The organism is Corynebacterium glyciniphilum AJ 3170 (assembly GCF_000626675.1).
GTDB classification, from domain to species: domain Bacteria; phylum Actinomycetota; class Actinomycetes; order Mycobacteriales; family Mycobacteriaceae; genus Corynebacterium; species Corynebacterium glyciniphilum.
In genome coordinates, this window is the sequence record NZ_CP006842.1 from 3,178,192 (window position 1) to 3,194,769 (window position 16,578).

General features: G+C 66.8%; 9 protein-coding genes. 5 read left to right on the forward strand and 4 right to left on the reverse strand.

Annotated features, from left to right (window positions below; all coding sequences use genetic code 11):
- Window positions 1-16: 16 nt before the first annotated feature.
- The 3 genes from CGLY_RS14875 to CGLY_RS14885 form a co-directional block, all read right to left on the reverse strand.
- Window positions 17-1,690 carry an AMP-binding protein gene (locus tag CGLY_RS14875; RefSeq protein ID WP_038550400.1) on the reverse strand — a complete coding sequence of 558 codons (1,674 nt, stop codon included), beginning with the start codon at window positions 1,688-1,690 and terminating at the stop codon, window positions 17-19.
- Window positions 1,691-1,745: 55 nt separating this feature from the next.
- The gene (locus CGLY_RS14880; RefSeq protein ID WP_081803958.1) at window positions 1,746-2,744 is read right to left on the reverse strand and encodes a GDSL-type esterase/lipase family protein; all 999 of its coding nucleotides are present in this window, start codon (window positions 2,742-2,744) and stop codon (window positions 1,746-1,748) included.
- A 413-nt stretch (window positions 2,745-3,157) separates the two neighbouring features.
- A complete protein-coding gene (locus CGLY_RS14885; RefSeq protein ID WP_081803959.1) occupies window positions 3,158-4,627 on the reverse strand; it encodes a GntR family transcriptional regulator in 1,470 nt (489 codons plus the stop codon).
- Window positions 4,628-4,807: 180 nt separating this feature from the next.
- On the opposite strand from CGLY_RS14885, the gene CGLY_RS14890 reads away from it, so the two are divergent.
- Window positions 4,808-8,434, forward strand: coding sequence for a proline dehydrogenase family protein (locus CGLY_RS14890; RefSeq protein ID WP_038550403.1), 3,627 nt, complete (start codon window positions 4,808-4,810; stop codon window positions 8,432-8,434).
- Between the two features lie 65 nt (window positions 8,435-8,499).
- On the forward strand, window positions 8,500-9,231 hold the full coding sequence (locus tag CGLY_RS14895; protein ID WP_038550405.1) for a DsbA family oxidoreductase: 732 nt from the start codon (window positions 8,500-8,502) through the stop codon (window positions 9,229-9,231).
- 12 nt (window positions 9,232-9,243) lie between these two features.
- On the opposite strand, the gene CGLY_RS14900 is transcribed toward CGLY_RS14895, so the two are convergent.
- Window positions 9,244-10,905, reverse strand: coding sequence for an MFS transporter (locus CGLY_RS14900; protein WP_227590301.1), 1,662 nt, complete (start codon window positions 10,903-10,905; stop codon window positions 9,244-9,246).
- A 236-nt stretch (window positions 10,906-11,141) separates the two neighbouring features.
- Here CGLY_RS14900 and CGLY_RS14905 point away from each other — a divergent pair, with 236 nt between their 5' ends.
- The 3 genes from CGLY_RS14905 to CGLY_RS16940 are packed head-to-tail and all read left to right on the forward strand — an operon-like array spanning window position 11,142 to window position 16,548.
- Window positions 11,142-12,731 (forward strand): sugar transferase, encoded by a 1,590-nt coding sequence (locus tag CGLY_RS14905; RefSeq protein ID WP_227590302.1) that lies wholly within the window; start codon window positions 11,142-11,144, stop codon window positions 12,729-12,731.
- On the forward strand, window positions 12,732-13,841 hold the full coding sequence (locus CGLY_RS14910) for a glycosyltransferase family 4 protein (protein ID WP_038550408.1): 1,110 nt from the start codon (window positions 12,732-12,734) through the stop codon (window positions 13,839-13,841). It abuts the gene before it with no gap.
- On the forward strand, window positions 13,819-16,548 hold the full coding sequence (locus CGLY_RS16940) for a polysaccharide biosynthesis tyrosine autokinase (RefSeq protein WP_081803960.1): 2,730 nt from the start codon (window positions 13,819-13,821) through the stop codon (window positions 16,546-16,548). Before CGLY_RS14910 ends, CGLY_RS16940 begins: the two co-directional genes overlap by 23 nt.
- Window positions 16,549-16,578: the final 30 nt, after the last annotated feature.

Genomic DNA, 16,578 nt, shown 5'->3' on the forward strand with positions numbered 1-16,578 from the left:
GTCGGTCCTCTACTTTCTACCGGGTCGAGCCCGGGATCTCGGGGAGAAGCCGCGGAACCACTTTCCCGGAGTCGTTCCGGGGCAGTGTCTCCACACGGACGATGTTGTCCAGGGCGCAGAACTGGTTGACACCGGAGAGGACCGCGGTGTTCAGGTCCTCGTCGGTGATGTCGGTGTCGGTGATGATGTAGGCGTTGATCGTGGCCACCAGGTCGTCCTGGTGTCCGATGACGAAGGCGTCCCGGATCTGCGGCAGCGTCAGCAGGAACTCCTCGATGGTGCGCGGGTGGATGTTCTCGCCGCCACGGATGACCATGTCGTCGGCACGACCACAGACGTAGAGTTTCCCGTCGTCGTCGATGAACCCCTTGTCCCCGGTCGACAGCATGCCGTCGAGCACGTCGCCGGAGTCCTTGTCGGACAGGAAGCCCAGGGAGGTCATGGAGTTCGACGAGTAGATGACGCCGGTCTGGCCGTCGGGCAGTTCGCGACCGTCGTCGCCGATGATCGCCAACCGCACGCCCGGTCCGGGGCGTCCTGCGGTGGTGGGGTCGACGACCATGTCCGCGGCGGTCGCCAGGGTGATCTGGCCGTGCTCGGTGGAGCCGTAGAAGTTGTGCACCACGCCGGTGCCGTCGCCGAAGCGGTCGTTGAGCTCGACGACAAGTTCCGGCGGGATGGCGTTGCCGGCCGAGACGATGTAGCGGATGCCGGAGACATCGACGCGGTTGTCGACGACACCGGCGAGGACCTGCCGCAGGTAGACCGCCGCAGAGACGATGCCGGTCACCTTGTGCCGGGAGATGTCCCGGATGTCGGTGTCCATGTCGAACCAGCGCCGGGTGAGCAGGGTCGATCCTGTCGCCATGGAGATGTGCAGGTTCAGCCATCCCCAGGCGTGGAACATGCCGACGGACAGCTGAATCACGTCGCCGGAGCGGAACGGGATGCGTTCCAGGATGCTGCCGAGCACCTTGGGCGTCCGCGGGACGGGCAGGACGACGGCCTTGGGAACCCCACGGGTCCCGGACGACATGACGACGGTCGATTTCTGGGTGGGACGCTCCGGCAGCACGACGTGGCGGTACTCGCGCTGCCCGGCGGCCACGAGGGCGTCCAGTGAACCCGGCGTTCCCGACGCCTGCCCGGCGTCCGACCATTCAGCCACGCTGATCTTGTTGTCGGCGGAGAGCTTGTCCAGCACCTCGTCGAACTCCGCGTCGATGAACGTGACGCTGCTCGGGTATTCGGCGGCGATGTCCTGGAGCTGGGCCAGCGATGACCCGGGGTTGAGGATCTTCGCCTCCGCACCGAGATATGCCGCGGCAATGAGGGGAAGGACAAGTCCGCGACTGTTCCTGGCGATCACCGAGATCGACGAGATGTCCGATCCATCGTGGTCAGAGTAGGTCCGCAGGCTCCGTGCCAGTGCCCGGGCCTGCTCCCGGAGCTCCGAGTAGCTCAGGGAACCACGATCATCGATCAACGCCGTGCGGTGTGGGAATGAGGTAGCCCCCATCTCAGCCAGGGCCGCCAGGGACATTCCCCACCTGCCCATGGCACCGATGAGTCCGGCCGACTCCTTGGGCCCTCCCGTCCTCAGCACCCCGGCCTTGACGAGCGGCTTGAGTGAGCCGAACATCTGGGTGATCTGGGTACGTGCGGAGACGTGTGTTCCGTGTTTATGCATGCTGCCTCCTTCAGGCATCGTGAATTCCCGGTACTCCCCGGGAACCGGGCAAGGGTCAGAAGGTTGCCGCGATGACTTCAGCGGTTCGGGTGACACCCCTGTTGGTCATGTGGACCGGCAGGTTGTAGCCGGACACGTTCGTGGTGTCGATGACGCCGGCGATCAGGCGGACATCGTCGGGGGCGCATTCGCCGCGTCCTGCGGTGGCACCACGAATGTCGGCGAAGACGACATTGTCGCGTGAGCGGGCGGACACGAGTTCCTTCGACCAGTTGTGGATGTTCACCTCGGCGTCACGAATCCAGAAGGCAGGGATTCCGATGTCCCCCGGGATCATCTCGACATGGAGGAGGCACTGCTCAGCGGTCTCCGGCTTGGAGATCGTCGGGTAATCGGCCACCGTGATCCTGGCGTTGGGGGCGGCCGCCTTGATGCGGTTGATCGCGTCGTTCATCGCACGGGTCCACAGACCCTTCTGCTCCGCATAACGCTGGTTGAGGTTGAGGTAGGTGTCGGGCAAGCCGTTGGCCAGGACCTTGCCCATCAGCCAGCTGTAGGAGTCGTTGAACCCGAACTGGATGACCACGTTCGTCGTGTCGGCGTTAAGCGCCCTGTCAGCGAGCGCGTTGTCGATCTCACCCTTCAGCGTCATCGCCGGAGCTGCGGGTGAGTACGCCATCGCACCCGGGCAGGAGTAGTCACGGACGGCGAGTCCGGTCATCCGCCCGATCTGCCGCGGGGTGTTGGTCGAGGACTGGCCGCATCCGTGGGCGGTGTACTGGGACAACGGAGCCGCCAGACCGGTGTCGATCGGGATACCGGCCTGCTCCGCGGCTTGCCGGACCTTGGCACCGACGGTCTCGGCCGGGGTCGGGTTCGAGAGGTACGAGTCGCCGAAAGTGACCAGGTTCCTCGCGTCTGCCGCCTCTGCATGCGGGCTCGCTACGACCGCCCCTGCGACCACAACGCTCCACGCTGCCACCAGAGCGAGGGCAGCCCCCCTCACCGTCACTTTACCGGCTGTGATGTTCTTCGCCACTGAAGTACCTTCCATGCAGAAATAGTGCCCCAAGAGAAAATTCGAACCGCGGTCCCTTGCTTTCTCCGCGTTTGAGGGCAGGACGGTATAACAGTACTCCGACGATTAAATATCGGCGATAATTCCGGGGGGAATATGCGGTCCATATGGACCATGCATCTTCTTTATGCCTCCTCCTCCGGCAGGCGAATTTAACACACTCTAAACATTACTACTACAGTGCTACCACCTGGTTAAATATAAAAAGCAGTAATGACCGTCAGGACATTTTCCTGTCGGAGACGAATACTTCCGCAATACTCACTTATACAGTCTCGTCGAGCACCGGAGAAATACCTCGCCGAGGCGCCGCGGATTCGACCTGTTCGATCATCTGCGCCTTAAAGACCGGCCACGGTCACGAACACGGAAGATTCGCTTTCCGCCCCCTACGCCTCCCCCACGAGCCGTGCCCACAGCGCCGGATCAAAGGTCGTGGGCGACACATGCACCATGTGCCGCACCGCGTTGTCGAGCTTCGCCCGCCATACCCGGAGGGCGCCGTCGACATTGCCCGACAACAGCGCGTTGAGAATGTACCGGTCATCGCCCACAATGCGCTGTACCGCCGGGGTGTAGTCCAGCTGCAGCACCGATATGAACATGCGTAGGCGCAGCGTGAGCGCGTGGAACACCCGGGATGACTGCGGCAGGCCACTGGCGTCGGCAAGTGTCTGCTGGAAATGCAGGTCCGCCTGGTCCACGTCGGACGCGGTACCGTGCTCGGCCGCAGCCACGACGGCACGCAACGCCAACTGGGGTGCCAGCATCTGCTGTCGGGAACGGCCCGAGCACGCCCGCAGCAGGACGCGGCCCACCTGCAGCCGCGCCGCGTACAAGTCGATGATGTCGCTGCCGGTGACCAGCGGCAGGGCGAACGAGCCACCCGTCGCGGTGAGCAGGCCGTCGTCCACCAGCCGTCGCATCGCCGACCGGACCGCTGACACGGGAATCTCCATGTGGTTCGCCAGCCGGGTACTCGTCACGCGGTCACCGGGGCGGAATCCGGCGTTCATGATCTCCTTGCGCAGGGCGATCGCAATCTGTTCGGTGACCGATATTTCGTTCTGAAGACGTCTCGGTGTCGCCTCCGTGCGTGCGTTGGAGGGCGGGGGATACTCGGCAAGAGATAAGTAATTCGAGTCAAAATCAGGATCGTTTTTCGTCCGACGGCCCCCGGCGGCGCCTCCCTCGGCACGTTCCCACTGCAGCCCGTGCAACCCGTGGCCCACGGCGACAGACACCTGTGCCAGCAGGTCACCGGGGATCGCGTCCACCGTCGGGACACACGCGTCCAGGACAGCGGAAAGCTGACCAAGGAAGCCATCCCAACTCTGGCCACCCGGCTCCCACATGACGCGGACCAGCCCGGCCGGCAGGCTCTCATCACCAGCGTCGAACGTCGCCTGACTCTGCGGCCACCCCGACACACCCGCCACCCTCAGCGCCGCCATCAACGACGTCGCACGTCGCTCCGACGCCTGCCGCTCACCACTACGCACACTGCCCTGACCAGTTCCTCTACCACCGTCACCCTCGCCGTCGCGTTCCTCGAAAAACAGGGTCACCCGCGGGTACTCCACCCGAAACCCGGTAATCCACAAGTCACCCGATGTCGGCACCACAACTGACGTCGTGTCGTCCGACCCCGCCCGGATCCGGCGCATCGCCCGGCTGACCACCGGCTGGCTCAGCCCCGTCATCAACGCGATGCGGCGGGTGGAGTAGTCACGCCCCCCGACCCGCGGGCCTGCGGTCGCCAGGACGCCGGCGACGACCTCATCCGCCACCTCCTGAACTCGGGGCCGCCCCCGGGGTGGCGACGTCTCCGGAATGTCAACGGGGGAATCAGGACCCATAAGCACATCGTGCCACACCGTCACCCTCGTTTACCGATTTTTGACTCAAAGTGTCTCCCGTGCCGTAACTGGCACTGCCGGTGATGCGGAGGATGCGCCGATACTCGACCAGTATCGGTGCCAAGACAGGCACGTCACCATGAACAACATCGATCAAGAAAGCATCCGAGGAGGACAACCATGACGACCGCGAAACCCGCAGCTGACAAGGGAACGACCACCACAACCGGCTCCCAGGCGAGCGCAACAGCCGGACACACCGGCGTCTCCACCGACCACCTCGGATCCCTCGCCGACGCTGCCGTCGCCAAGGTCACCGCCTGGCTCACCGCCAGCAGGAACTCCACGGCGAAGGCCAACCCCTCCGCCGAGCGTCTTTCGGCAGTCCTCTCGGACCCCAACGGCCTGGACTTCACCGTCGGCTTCGTCGACCGCGTCGTACGCACCGAGGACCAGCGCGCCGCCGGCCGCGCACTCTCCGAACTCGGCGCCATCATGCCTGACACCCTCAGCGCCCTCGACAAGGCCCAGATCAGGATGGGCTCTGCCCTGGCTCCCGTCCTGCCGCAGGTCGTGGTCCCTGCCGCCCGGCAGCGCATCCGCTCGATGGTCGGCCACATGATCGTGGACGCCCGCGACAACAAGCTCGGCAAGGCCGTGGCAGAGCTCACCGCCGGCGGCCACCGTCTCAACATCAACCTTCTCGGCGAGGCCGTGCTCGGCGAGAAAGAAGCCGACAACCACCTCGAGGAGACCCGTCGCCTGCTCGCCCGCGAGGACGTCGACTACGTCTCCATCAAGGCGTCCTCCATCGCCTCCCGGATCAGCCTCTGGGGCTTCGACGAGACCGTCGACTACATCGTCGAGCGTCTCACCCCGCTCTACATCGAGGCCGCCCGCGCGCCGAAAGGCTCCAAGTTCATCAACCTGGACATGGAGGAGTACCGCGACCTCACCCTGACCATCGCCGTCTTCCGTCGTCTGCTCAGCCTGCCGGAGACGAAGAACCTCGAGGCCGGCATCGTCCTGCAGGCCTACCTGCCCGACGCCCTCGGCGCGATCCAGGAGCTCTCCGCCTTCGCCGACCAGCGCGTCTCCGACGGCGGCGCCGGCATCAAGGTCCGCCTGGTCAAGGGCGCCAACCTGGCCATGGAGACCGTACACGCTGAGGTCGCCGACTGGCCGGTCACCACCTGCGATTCCAAGCAGTCCACCGACGCCAACTACAAGCTGGTCCTGGACTGGACGATGCATCAGGAGAACATGCGCGGACTGCGCCTGGGTGTCGCCGGGCACAACCTCTTCGACATCGCCTTCGCCCACCTGCTCTCCGTGGAGCGCGGCGTGACCGACCGCGTCGAGTTCGAGATGCTGCAGGGAATGGCCACCGAGCAGGCGGACGCCGTGAGCTCCGACGTGGGCCAGCTGCTGCTCTACGTCCCGGCCGTGCGCCCCCAGGAGTTCGACGTCGCCATCTCCTACCTGGTGCGCCGCCTCGAGGAGAACGCCGCCAGCGCCAACTTCATGTCCGGCATCTTCGACCTCGAGCCCGGCAACGACATCTTCCGCCGCGAAGAGGCCCGCTTCCGGTCCTCCCTCGGTGACCTCTCCGAGCTGCTCGAGGCCAACGGCTACACCGCTCCACTGCCGAACCACCGCCAGGACCGCAGTGCCGAGGTCGAGCCGTCCTCCGATGAGCTCGCCGCGTCCTACACCGCGGCGGACGGTGGCCTGCCGGTCTTCCACAACGAGCCCGACACCGACCCGTCCCTGCCCGCGAACCAGCAGTGGGCCGCCAACGCCATCGACACCTCCACCAAGGACGGTTGGCTCGATGCCCAGACCGCGCCGACAATCGTCGCCGACGATGAGATCGACGCCCTGGTCACCTCCACCCGCGACGCCGCCGACGAGTGGGCCTCCCTGCCCGCCGCCGAGCGTGCCGCGATCCTCTACCGCACCGCCGACCTGCTCGCCGCCCGCCGGGGCCACCTGGTGTCCATCGCTGCCGCCGAGGTCGGTAAGGCCGTCTCCCAGGCCGACACCGAGATCTCCGAGGCCATCGACTTCGCCCGCTACTACGCACACCACGCGCTGGAGCTCGGCGACGTCGACAACGCCCGCTTCACCCCGGACCAGGTCGTCCTGGTCACCCCGCCGTGGAACTTCCCGCTGGCCATCCCCGCCGGCTCCACCTTCGCCGCCCTGGCGGCCGGCGCCGCGGTGATCCACAAGCCGTCGAAGCCCACCCCTCACTGCTCCATGGCCATCCTGGACGCCCTGTGGGACGCCGGCGTGCCCCGCGACGTCCTCCGCGGCGTCTACCCCGCCGACCGCACGGCCGGCCGCTCCCTGGTGAGCCACCCGTCAGTGGACCGCGTGATCCTCACCGGCGCCTCCGAGACCGCCGCGATGTTCGAGTCCTGGCGCCCCGAGCTCACGATCAACGCCGAGACGTCCGGCAAGAACGGCATCATCGTCACCCCCGCCGCCGACCGCGACCTCGCCGTCGCCGACATGGTGTACTCCGCCTTCGGCCACGCCGGCCAGAAGTGCTCGGCAGCTTCCCTGGGCATCCTCGTCGGCAGCGTGTACTCCTCGGAGCGCTTCCGCCGTCAGCTCGTCGATGCCGCGTCGTCGATGATCATCGACTGGCCCACCAACATGCGTGCCGACATGGGCCCGCTCACCGAGCTGCCCAGCGACAAGCTTGAGCGCGCCCTGACCACCCTGGAGGACGGTGAGACCTGGCTGCTCAAGCCGCGGCAGCTCGATGACTCCGGCCGTCTGTGGTCACCGGGCATCAAGGACGGCGTGAAGCCCGGCTCGTTCTTCCACCTCACCGAGGTCTTCGGCCCGGTCCTGGGCCTGATGAAGGCCGAGGACCTGGATGAGGCCATCACCCTGCAGAACGCCACCGACTTCGGTCTGACCGGTGGTATCCAGAGCCTCGATCCTGCCGAGGTCCGCACCTGGGTGGAGCGCATCGAGGTCGGCAACGCCTACGTCAACCGCGGTATCACCGGCGCGATCGTGCAGCGTCAGTCCTTCGGCGGCTGGAAGCAGTCTTCCGTGGGCCTGGGGTCCAAGGCCGGCGGCCCGAACTACGTGATGCTCATGGGCAGCTGGTCCGACGACACCGCCGTCCCCTCGGCAGTGGCTCCCACCGGCTCTGCACCTGTGGACGGCTACATTGCCGAGCTGCAGCGCACCGGCGCATTGTCGGACGCCGACGCTGCCTGGCTCGCTGAAGCAGGGCGCTCCGACATCGACGCCTGGGAGACCGAGTTCGGCACTCCTCGTGATGTCACCGGCCTGACCGCCGAGGCGAACATCTTCCGGTACCGCCCCGCGCACGTGGTGTTGCGGATCAGCGCAGACGCCCGTCCCGTCGAGGTCGCCCGGGCCGTCATCGCCGCCCACCGCGCCGGCTCCCCGGTGCGTGTGGTGGTGGACCCTGCGGTCCGCTCCGAGGTCTCGGACGTCCTGGCCGCCTCGGTCCGGCTCGGTGTCGGTGAGCAGCCGGTCACCGCAGACGACGATTCATTCGCCACCCGCCTGTCCGCCGGAGTGCTGGACGACGGCGTCGGCGCCCGGGTACGCGTGATCGGCACGCGAAACCCGGAGACGTTGGAGCAGCTGGCCGACCGTCCCGAGGTGTGCCTGCTTAACGACGAGGTCACGGCGTCGGGCCGCGTCGAGTTGCGCCTGTGGCTCAAGGAGCAGGCCGTGTCCATGACACTGCACCGCTTCGGTAACCCGAGCACCGAGTTCCACGCCCTCGCTGACGAGATCCGGCGCGGGTAGGTCCGCCGGCGGTTGCCCCGGAGGTACAGCGGAATAGCAGCCCGGGCATCCGCGTTGAACCGGTCGTGAACATCGATATCTGGTCCGACGTCGCCTGCCCCTGGTGCTATATCGGCAAACGCCGGTTTGAATCCGCTCTCGCAGCTTTTCCGCAGCGTGATGAGGTCACGGTGACCTGGCACTCCTACCAGCTCGACCCGTCGCTGCCCGAACACGACGACCGCTCCGAAGCGGAGTATCTCTCCACCGCCAAGGGAATGCCTGTCGACCAGGTCCGCCAGATGTTTGGTCACGTCACGGAACAGGCCGCCGCAGAGGGGCTGGAATACGACTTCGATGCACTGGTCGTCGCCAACTCGATGAAGGCCCACCAGCTGATCCAGCTGGCGAAGGAATCGGAGGGCAAGGACGCCACCGGCGCCGTGGACATCGTGGAGGAAGCCCTGTTCCGCGCCCACTTCGAGGACGGCGAAGACATCGGCTCGGCGGACGTCCTGACGCGCATCGGCGTCGCCGCAGGGTTGGACGCCGAGGACATCGCCGCCGAGCTGCAGAGCGGCTCACGGATCCCCGCCGTGCAGGCCGATGTCCGGCGGGCTGCGTCCCTCGGCCTGAACTCGGTTCCCACGTTTGTACTCGACATGAACCTCGCCGTTCCCGGCGCGCAGCCCGTCGAGGTGTTCAGCCGTGCCCTGGAGCAGCAGTGGGAACGCTCCCACCCGGCACCGGCAACCATCCCGACGGTCACCGGCGCCCGGGATGACGCCTCGTGCGGTCCGGAGGGCTGCCAGCTGTAGCCAGCTGTAGCTCTACGGCTGCTCCTGCTTCGTGCGTCCCGTGCCGTCCTTGCCCCGGATGAAGATCAGGCTGGCGAGCGCGCCGATCACCGCGAGAATGGCGGCGATGATGAAGATGCCGTGCAGCCCGTCAATGAAGAAGCCGAGGGTCTCACGGGCGAACTCGGGCGACATCTTCGCGATCTCCTGGAACAGCCCCCCTTCGGCCGCATCGCGGAGCTGCCCTTCCATTGCCGGCGGCATCCCCGGCGGGAACTGCATGCCGTCGATGCCCGCGTTGACGCGGTCGGAGAGATAGGCCCCGTAGACCGCCACACCGAACGCGGTACCCAACGGCAGGGCGGTGTTCGCCAGCCCGGTGGCCATACCGGTGCGTTCGGACGGCACCACCGCCACGGCCAGGGACATCACGTGCGGCAGCATCAGCCCGGTGCCGGCGCCCAGCACCAGGTACATCGGCAACAGGTCCGCCCAGCCGGAGTCGACGTCCATCACCAGGCCCAGCATCAGCCCGCCGGCGACGACCAGCATGCCCACCGCCTGGACCACGCCGACCGGCACCCAGCGCACCAGAGCGATCCCCACCGCGGAGAACACCACCATGGGTACCGCCAGGGCACTGGAGACGTAGCCGATCTCCAGGGCGGACAGTTCCAGCTGCCCGGCGAGCCACAGGATGATGAAGGGCATCATGCCGAAGCTGAACATGCGGGAGGCGAAGGCGTTGAAGGTGACCGTGGCGAAAGAGGGGATCCGGAAGAGTCGGAAGTCGACCATCGCACGATCCCGTTTGGACAGTTCGAAGAGAACCAGGGCGGCGAACAGCAGCACGCCGGCGGCCAGCGCGGCAATGATGATCTCGCTGGTCCACCCCTGTTCCTGCCCGTCGATGATGCCGTAGTTGACCAGGACCAGCGAAACAATGATGAGCACCATCGCCCATGGCGAGATCCGGGCGCCGCGCAGGGCACCGGACGTCCCGCCGACGCTGTCCTGCCGGGCCGCACGCCGGGCCTCCCGCTCCTCGCGGTGCAGGTCAGGGATGAACACGAGCGTGGCGATCATGACGACGATGCCGATGGGGATGTTGATCGCGAAGATCCACTCCCAGGTACCGGTCTCCACCAGCGCGCCACCGACCAGGGGGCCGAATGCGCTGGCGGCACCGCCGATGCCCATCATCGCGGCAACCGACCGGGTGCGCTTCGCCGAGGACGTCGGGTCAGCAGGGTCGAAGGCGTCAGCCAACAGCGGGGTACATGTCCCGAAGACCAGCGCGCCTCCGGCACCCTGCAACGCACGGAAGGCGATGATCCCGGCCTCCGTCCCGGTCAGGATGCAACCGATCGACGCCCCGAGGAACAGGACATGACCGATGAGGAAGATCCGTCGTCGTCCGATGATGTCCGACAGGCTCGCGGCGGCGAGCATGAGGGAGGCGAAGGTCAGACTGTAGGCGTTGATGACCCACTGGGCACCGGACAATGACAGTCCCAGGTCCGCAGTAATCGCCGGAAGGGCGACCAGGACGATGGTGATGTCGATGGTCATCATCACCGTCGACAGTGCTGCCACAGTCAGGCTCCAGCCCACGGGACGCGGGGCTGGCAGCCGGTGTCGCCCTGCGGAGCGTCGGAGGTTCGCCGAAGAAGGCGCCGGGGAGTTCGCAGTCATTCCCTCACTGTATCGGAGGAAAAACCGCCACCCCTGTCGGATCTCCCTGAGAGCCTCTCCGGTAGCCAGACCGACCATTAGTGGTTAGCATGACCAACGAGCGACACATACACCCCTCTCCCAACTTTTCCCCTCTCTCTTCCTCCTCCACCTCCTCCCTCAACCTCTCACACCCCTCACTCTCTCCTCTCTCCACGCCCGGCGCCGTCGCGCCGGGCCGAACAAAGTGATTCACCGTGATCCTCGGAAAAGCATCAACTGACCCCTCACCTCCGTCCCCCGATACATCCCCAGATACATCTCCAGATGCCTCGCGCCACCGCGGCGGGGGCACCAGCGTCCAGCGCATCTCGCACGCCCTGGACCGGCGCCAGGACCGCCATCTGCAGCGCAAGTGGTACTTCATCGTCTCCGACGCGCTGGCGGTCTTCGCCGCCACGTTCCTCGCCAATGCACTGAGCCTCTACCTGTGGAAACCCCTGGGCTGGGCACTGGTGGAGGAGTTCTTCTCCCTGCGCAGTCTCGGCATGACCTCATTGCTGACGATGTGCTGGGTGGCCGCGATCGCCGTCTGCCGCGGGTACAGCCACCAGGCACGGGCGTTCCCGTCGATCGGGCGGGAGTACGTCCTCAAGGGGTCGCTGTCCTACTTCGCGGTCCTGGCGTGTGTGGACGCCCTGTCGAACTACGGATTGTTCCGGCAGTTCGCGTTGATGGCGCTACCCGCCGGGCTGGTGCTGATGACCGTCACCCGTCACCTGTCACGCCGGTACACCTCACGGTTCCGGACCGACCTCCAGCGCCAGTTCCTGGTGATCGGCAATGTCGCCGACATCAACAAACTGCTGTGCACCTCGTGGCACGAAAACAACGAGAACAACACCGAAAACCCAGGTTGGATTCACGCGATCCTGGTCACCGACCCGCACAACCGCGACAAACTGGCCGACACCGGAGATGTCCCGATCAATTCCGTCTGCATCGACGAGTCCTTCTCCAACGAGGATTTCGTGGCCACCGCCGCCGGCTACAACTGTGACGCAGTGTGGGTCGCCTCCCTGGCGGACTTCGGCCACCGCAACCTGCGCCGACTGTCCTGGCACCTGGACCGGCTGAATATGCGTCTCTACCTCGACCCGATGATCGAGGGCATCGCCGGCACCCGGCTGAACGTGGTGCCGTTCGGCCCGAGTCACACCCTGTACGTGGACCGCCCCCGGTTCAATGCGGCCAACGGGCTGTCCAAACGGCTCTTCGACATCGCTGTCTCCGCGTTCGCGCTGGTGGCGGTCTCGCCGATCCTGGCTGTCACGGCACTGGCGATCAAGCTGGAAGACGGCGGGCCGGTGTTCTACGTCAGCGACCGCATCGGCTACCGCGGCCAGTCGTTCCGGATCTTCAAGTTCCGCAGTATGCACACCGACGCCGACGAACGGTTGCAGAAGCTCCGCGAGGAGGTCGGCGCGGACGGTCTGTTCAAGATGAAGGACGACCCCCGGGTCACGACGGTCGGCAGATTCATCCGGAAGACCAGCATCGACGAACTGCCGCAGTTCGTCAATGCACTGTTCGGCACGATGAGTGTCGTGGGGCCTCGCCCGCACCTGCAGCACGAGGTCGACGCCTTCGGCGATGACATGCGCATGCGCATGGAGGTGCGCCCCGGCATCACCGGCCTGTGGCAGGTCTCGGGCCGCTCGGACCTGACACCCGCCCAGGCGGAGAAACTGGACCTGTACTACGTGGACAACTGGTCACTCGTCTTGGACGTCCGCACCATCCTGCAGACCGTCCGCGCCGTCGTCCTGTCGAGGGGGGCGTACTAGATGACCACGATTCTGCACGTGACCGACTGCTTCGACGGTGGGGTAGCCACCGCGGTCAACCAGTACGCCCGACTGACCCCGGAGTACCGCCATCTGCTGCTGGCCAACAACGCCCGCAGCACCGCGCCCACCGCCGCACGCTCGCCCGGGGCATTCGCCGTGGACGAGCAGCTTCCGTCGTCCCCCGCCTCCGCGGTCACCGCGGTGCGCCGGGCCGTTGCCGGCCACCGCCCCGATGTGGTCCACGCCCACTCAAGCTTCGCCGGGGCCTACACCCGGGTCGCCCGTTCGATCGACCTGGTCACCCCCGGTCGCCCGGCACGACCGGTGGTGTACACCCCGCACAGCTTCGCCTTCGAACGCGCCGACATCCCCCGCTGGAAGCGCCGGGCGTTCCGCGCGATGGAGCGCTCCCTGCACCCGCTGACCACCGTCGGCGCGTCCTGCGCGCAGTGGGAAGGGGAGCTGATGGTCGGCCTCGGCCGGACACCTGTCGTCGTCGTCCCCAATGCGCTGATGAACGACCACCCGGCAGTGCCGGGGAGCTGGTCGCCCCCGCCGGACGCGTCACACCCGGTCATCGGCGTGGTCTCCCGGGTAACGCCCCAACGCGACCCGGCATTCTTCGCCGCGACCGCCCGGCTCATCCGGCAACGCATCCCCGACGCCCGGTTCGTGTGGATCGGCGACGGGGACGGTAAGGACGCGTCGCTGGTCGACGTCCTGACCGATGCCGGCGTCGAGGTGACCGGATGGCTGTCCGGGGAGCAGTTACGCCAACGGGTCGCCGGGCTGTCCCTCGTCCTGCACACCGCGCGCTGGGACGGATTCCCCATGGCGGTGCTCGAAGCGCGCCGGGTGGGCGTTCCACTGCTGGTGCGTGACATCCCCGCGTTGCGGGAGTGCCCGGCCACGGCGCGGTTCGACTCGCCGCAGGATGCTGCGGACAAGTCCGTGGCGATCCTGCGGGACTGCCGTGACCCGTCGCACTGGGCCGGTCTCGACGAATCCCACACCCCCGAACGCCAGCATGCGGCACTCACCGAGGCGTACTCGCTGGCCCTCGAACTCACAGGAAGGAGGACATATGCGAAGACGCTCAGACGCTAGGCCCCCGTCCCGGGACTCCCTGAATACGGCCTCGAACTCACCACTGAATTCACCACTCCTCGTCGCCGTGCTTCTCGGCGCCGTGGCGGTGGTCGTCGGCCTGGTGGCCCGCGCCACGATCACCGGACGCTTCGGTGGTTTCGGCAATGACGCCGGCACGATCCGGGAGATCATGACCTCCCCGTTCAGTGCCATGGACCTGGGCTACGGCTCGTACTCGGTGATCGCACAGTTCTACACCGCCCTCGGCATGGAGGACGCGCCCACCGCAGCCTCGGTGTTCGGCGCGGTGATCGGCGCGACAGCACTGGGCATCGTCCTGGTGCGCGTGGGCGGAGTACATGCCGGCAGGATCTCCCTGGTCCTGGCGTTGGCCGCTCCGGTGCTCATCGGCCTGTACCAGGCGACCTACACCAAGGAGATCCTGATCTCCCTGGGCATGATCGTGATCGTCCTGATGCCGATGAACCTGGCCGGGGAGGTCGTGGTCGTCGCCGCGCTCGCCCTGCTCGGCACCGAGTACCGGACGTACTGGTCCATTGTCGCGGTCATCTACGTCGTCCTCCGGCTGCTGCTGGCCCGACGGGCCACCGTCTCGGGACGCCGCATCGCCGCAACCCCCTGGCGGGTGCTGCGGATCCTGGCGCTGTTGAGCGCACTTGCCGGGCTCGCGGTCTGGATCGGCACCGGCGATCCGGCCGACTACTTCCGCACCGCGGTGAACGAGGGCGAGGCCCGGCAGGCAGTGACGGGGTCGATCATCGGCCGGTTCATTGAACTTCCGGAACCTCTCGGCGGTGTGGTGAACGTGGTGCTGACCACGATGTTCTTCATCGTCCCGCTGCCGATGGCCGCGAAATTCTCCCCGTACTACCTGGTCATCGGCATTCTCTTCGCCCTGATCTGGATCAGTGCCGTGGCCGCGGCGACGGCCGCCGGGCGCGCCCACGGCAGCGACCGCCACCTCATCCCGCCTCGCGACCGACGGATGATGGCCCGCTTCGCCGCGGTGCCCCTGTCCTTCCTCGTGGTCCAGGGACTCTTCGAGCCGGACTGGGGATCAGCGCTGCGCCACGCCACTCCGATGGTGCCGCTGATCGTGGGTGCCGTCGCACTCATGGAGAAGTACCGGACGCAACAGACAGAACACACCAACCAGAAAAGGACCCCCATGACCACCCCCTCCTCCCCTTCAGAACAGAACCATCTGGCCACCTATCTGGGATACCTGCGCACGTCGTTCTGGATGCTCATCGTGGGTGCCGTCATCGGCGGACTCCTCGGCTGGGGCGCGTCCGCCCTGATGACCAAGCAGTACACCGCCACCTCCCAGCTGTACGTCGGCGCAGCGAACACCGGCAACTCCACCGACGCCTACCGCGGCACGCTGCTGAGCCAGAGCCAGGTCGGGACCTATGCCGAGATCGCCACCAGCCGGGCGCTCGGTGAACGTGTCGCACGGGACCTCGGGCTCGACCAGAGCCCCGCAGAGGTTGCCTCGATGCTGACCGCCGGAGCCAACCGCGACACGGTGATCCTCAACATCAACGCCGTGGCCGAGGACGCCGAGGAAGCCCGCGACCTCGCCAACTCCGCGGCCGCCCAGCTGACCGCCATGGTCGCCGAGCTCAACACCACCACCGCACCCGACGGGCCGTCCAGCGCGCCCCAGCTGGCACCGTTGAACGACGCGCTGACCCCCGATGCGCCGTCCTCACCCAAGATCCTGCAGAACGTGGGGATCGGTGCCGGTGCCGGGCTGATCCTCGGTCTCGTCGCCGCCGTCGTGCGTGGCATGACCGACAACCGGATCCGTGATCGTCGTCAGATCGCCGACATTGTCGGCGCACCGGCGATCGGCACGATCAGCACCAGTGACAACCTCTCCGGGTCGGCCGGCTCCCATGTGCTCGACTTCGCCGCGGCCCCGGTGATCGCGGCAGAACAGTTCCGTGAGCTGCGCACGAACCTGCGCTTCCTCGATGTCGACAACCCGCCGACGGTCATCGCCGTCACCAGTGGCATGCCTGGTGAAGGCAAGTCCACGCTGGCCACCAACCTCGCCCTCGCCCTGGCTGACGACGGTGAGCGGGTCTGCCTCGTCGACGCCGACCTGCGCCGTCCCCGCGTCGCCGATTACCTGGGCGGAGACCTGCAGTCCGAGGTCGGCCTGTCGACCGTCCTGTCTGGCGCCGCCCATGTCGACGACATCGTGCAGGAGTCCGGTCGCGACGGACTGACGGTGGTCACCTCCGGTCCGCAGCCGCCGAACCCCGCCGAGCTGCTCGGCTCCCAGCGTTTCCGTGACGTGCTGACTGACCTGGACGCCCGGTACGACTACGTCATCGTCGACGCGTCACCGGTGATTCCGGTGACTGACGCCGCCCTGGTCTCCTCCGCGGCCGACGGGCTGATCCTGGCCGTGAGCCACGGTGACACCACCGTCGACCAGCTCACCCAGACCACCAGCAACCTCACCCAGGTCGGTGCCCACGTGCTGGGCACCGTGTTCACGATGACCCCGAAGTCCGAGGGCAAGGGCTACTACCGCAACGGATACGGGTACGGCTACGGCAACACCGCAGCCGCCGTCCAGCGGTCCGCCCAGGCAGCGAAGACGTCGGGAAGCTCAGTGGACGCGAGTGCCACAGGGGCCGCGGCGCAGCACGCAGTCGACGCCCGGGAGACGGTGGGAGCGGACCGCTGAGTTCGCCTGAGTCCGACGACACCGACGACA

What these genes read in the sequence shown, in the direction of transcription:
- CGLY_RS14875 (WP_038550400.1), bottom strand. Translation starts at nt 1,690, where the DNA reads ATGCATAAACACGGAACACACGTCTCCGCACGTACCCAGATCACCCAG.
- CGLY_RS14880 (WP_081803958.1), bottom strand. Translation starts at nt 2,744, where the DNA reads ATGGAAGGTACTTCAGTGGCGAAGAACATCACAGCCGGTAAAGTGACG.
- CGLY_RS14885 (WP_081803959.1), bottom strand. Translation starts at nt 4,627, where the DNA reads ATGGGTCCTGATTCCCCCGTTGACATTCCGGAGACGTCGCCACCCCGG.
- CGLY_RS14890 (WP_038550403.1), top strand. Translation starts at nt 4,808, where the DNA reads ATGACGACCGCGAAACCCGCAGCTGACAAGGGAACGACCACCACAACC.
- CGLY_RS14900 (WP_227590301.1), bottom strand. Translation starts at nt 10,905, where the DNA reads ATGACTGCGAACTCCCCGGCGCCTTCTTCGGCGAACCTCCGACGCTCC.
- CGLY_RS14910 (WP_038550408.1), top strand. Translation starts at nt 12,732, where the DNA reads ATGACCACGATTCTGCACGTGACCGACTGCTTCGACGGTGGGGTAGCC.
- CGLY_RS16940 (WP_081803960.1), top strand. Translation starts at nt 13,819, where the DNA reads ATGCGAAGACGCTCAGACGCTAGGCCCCCGTCCCGGGACTCCCTGAAT.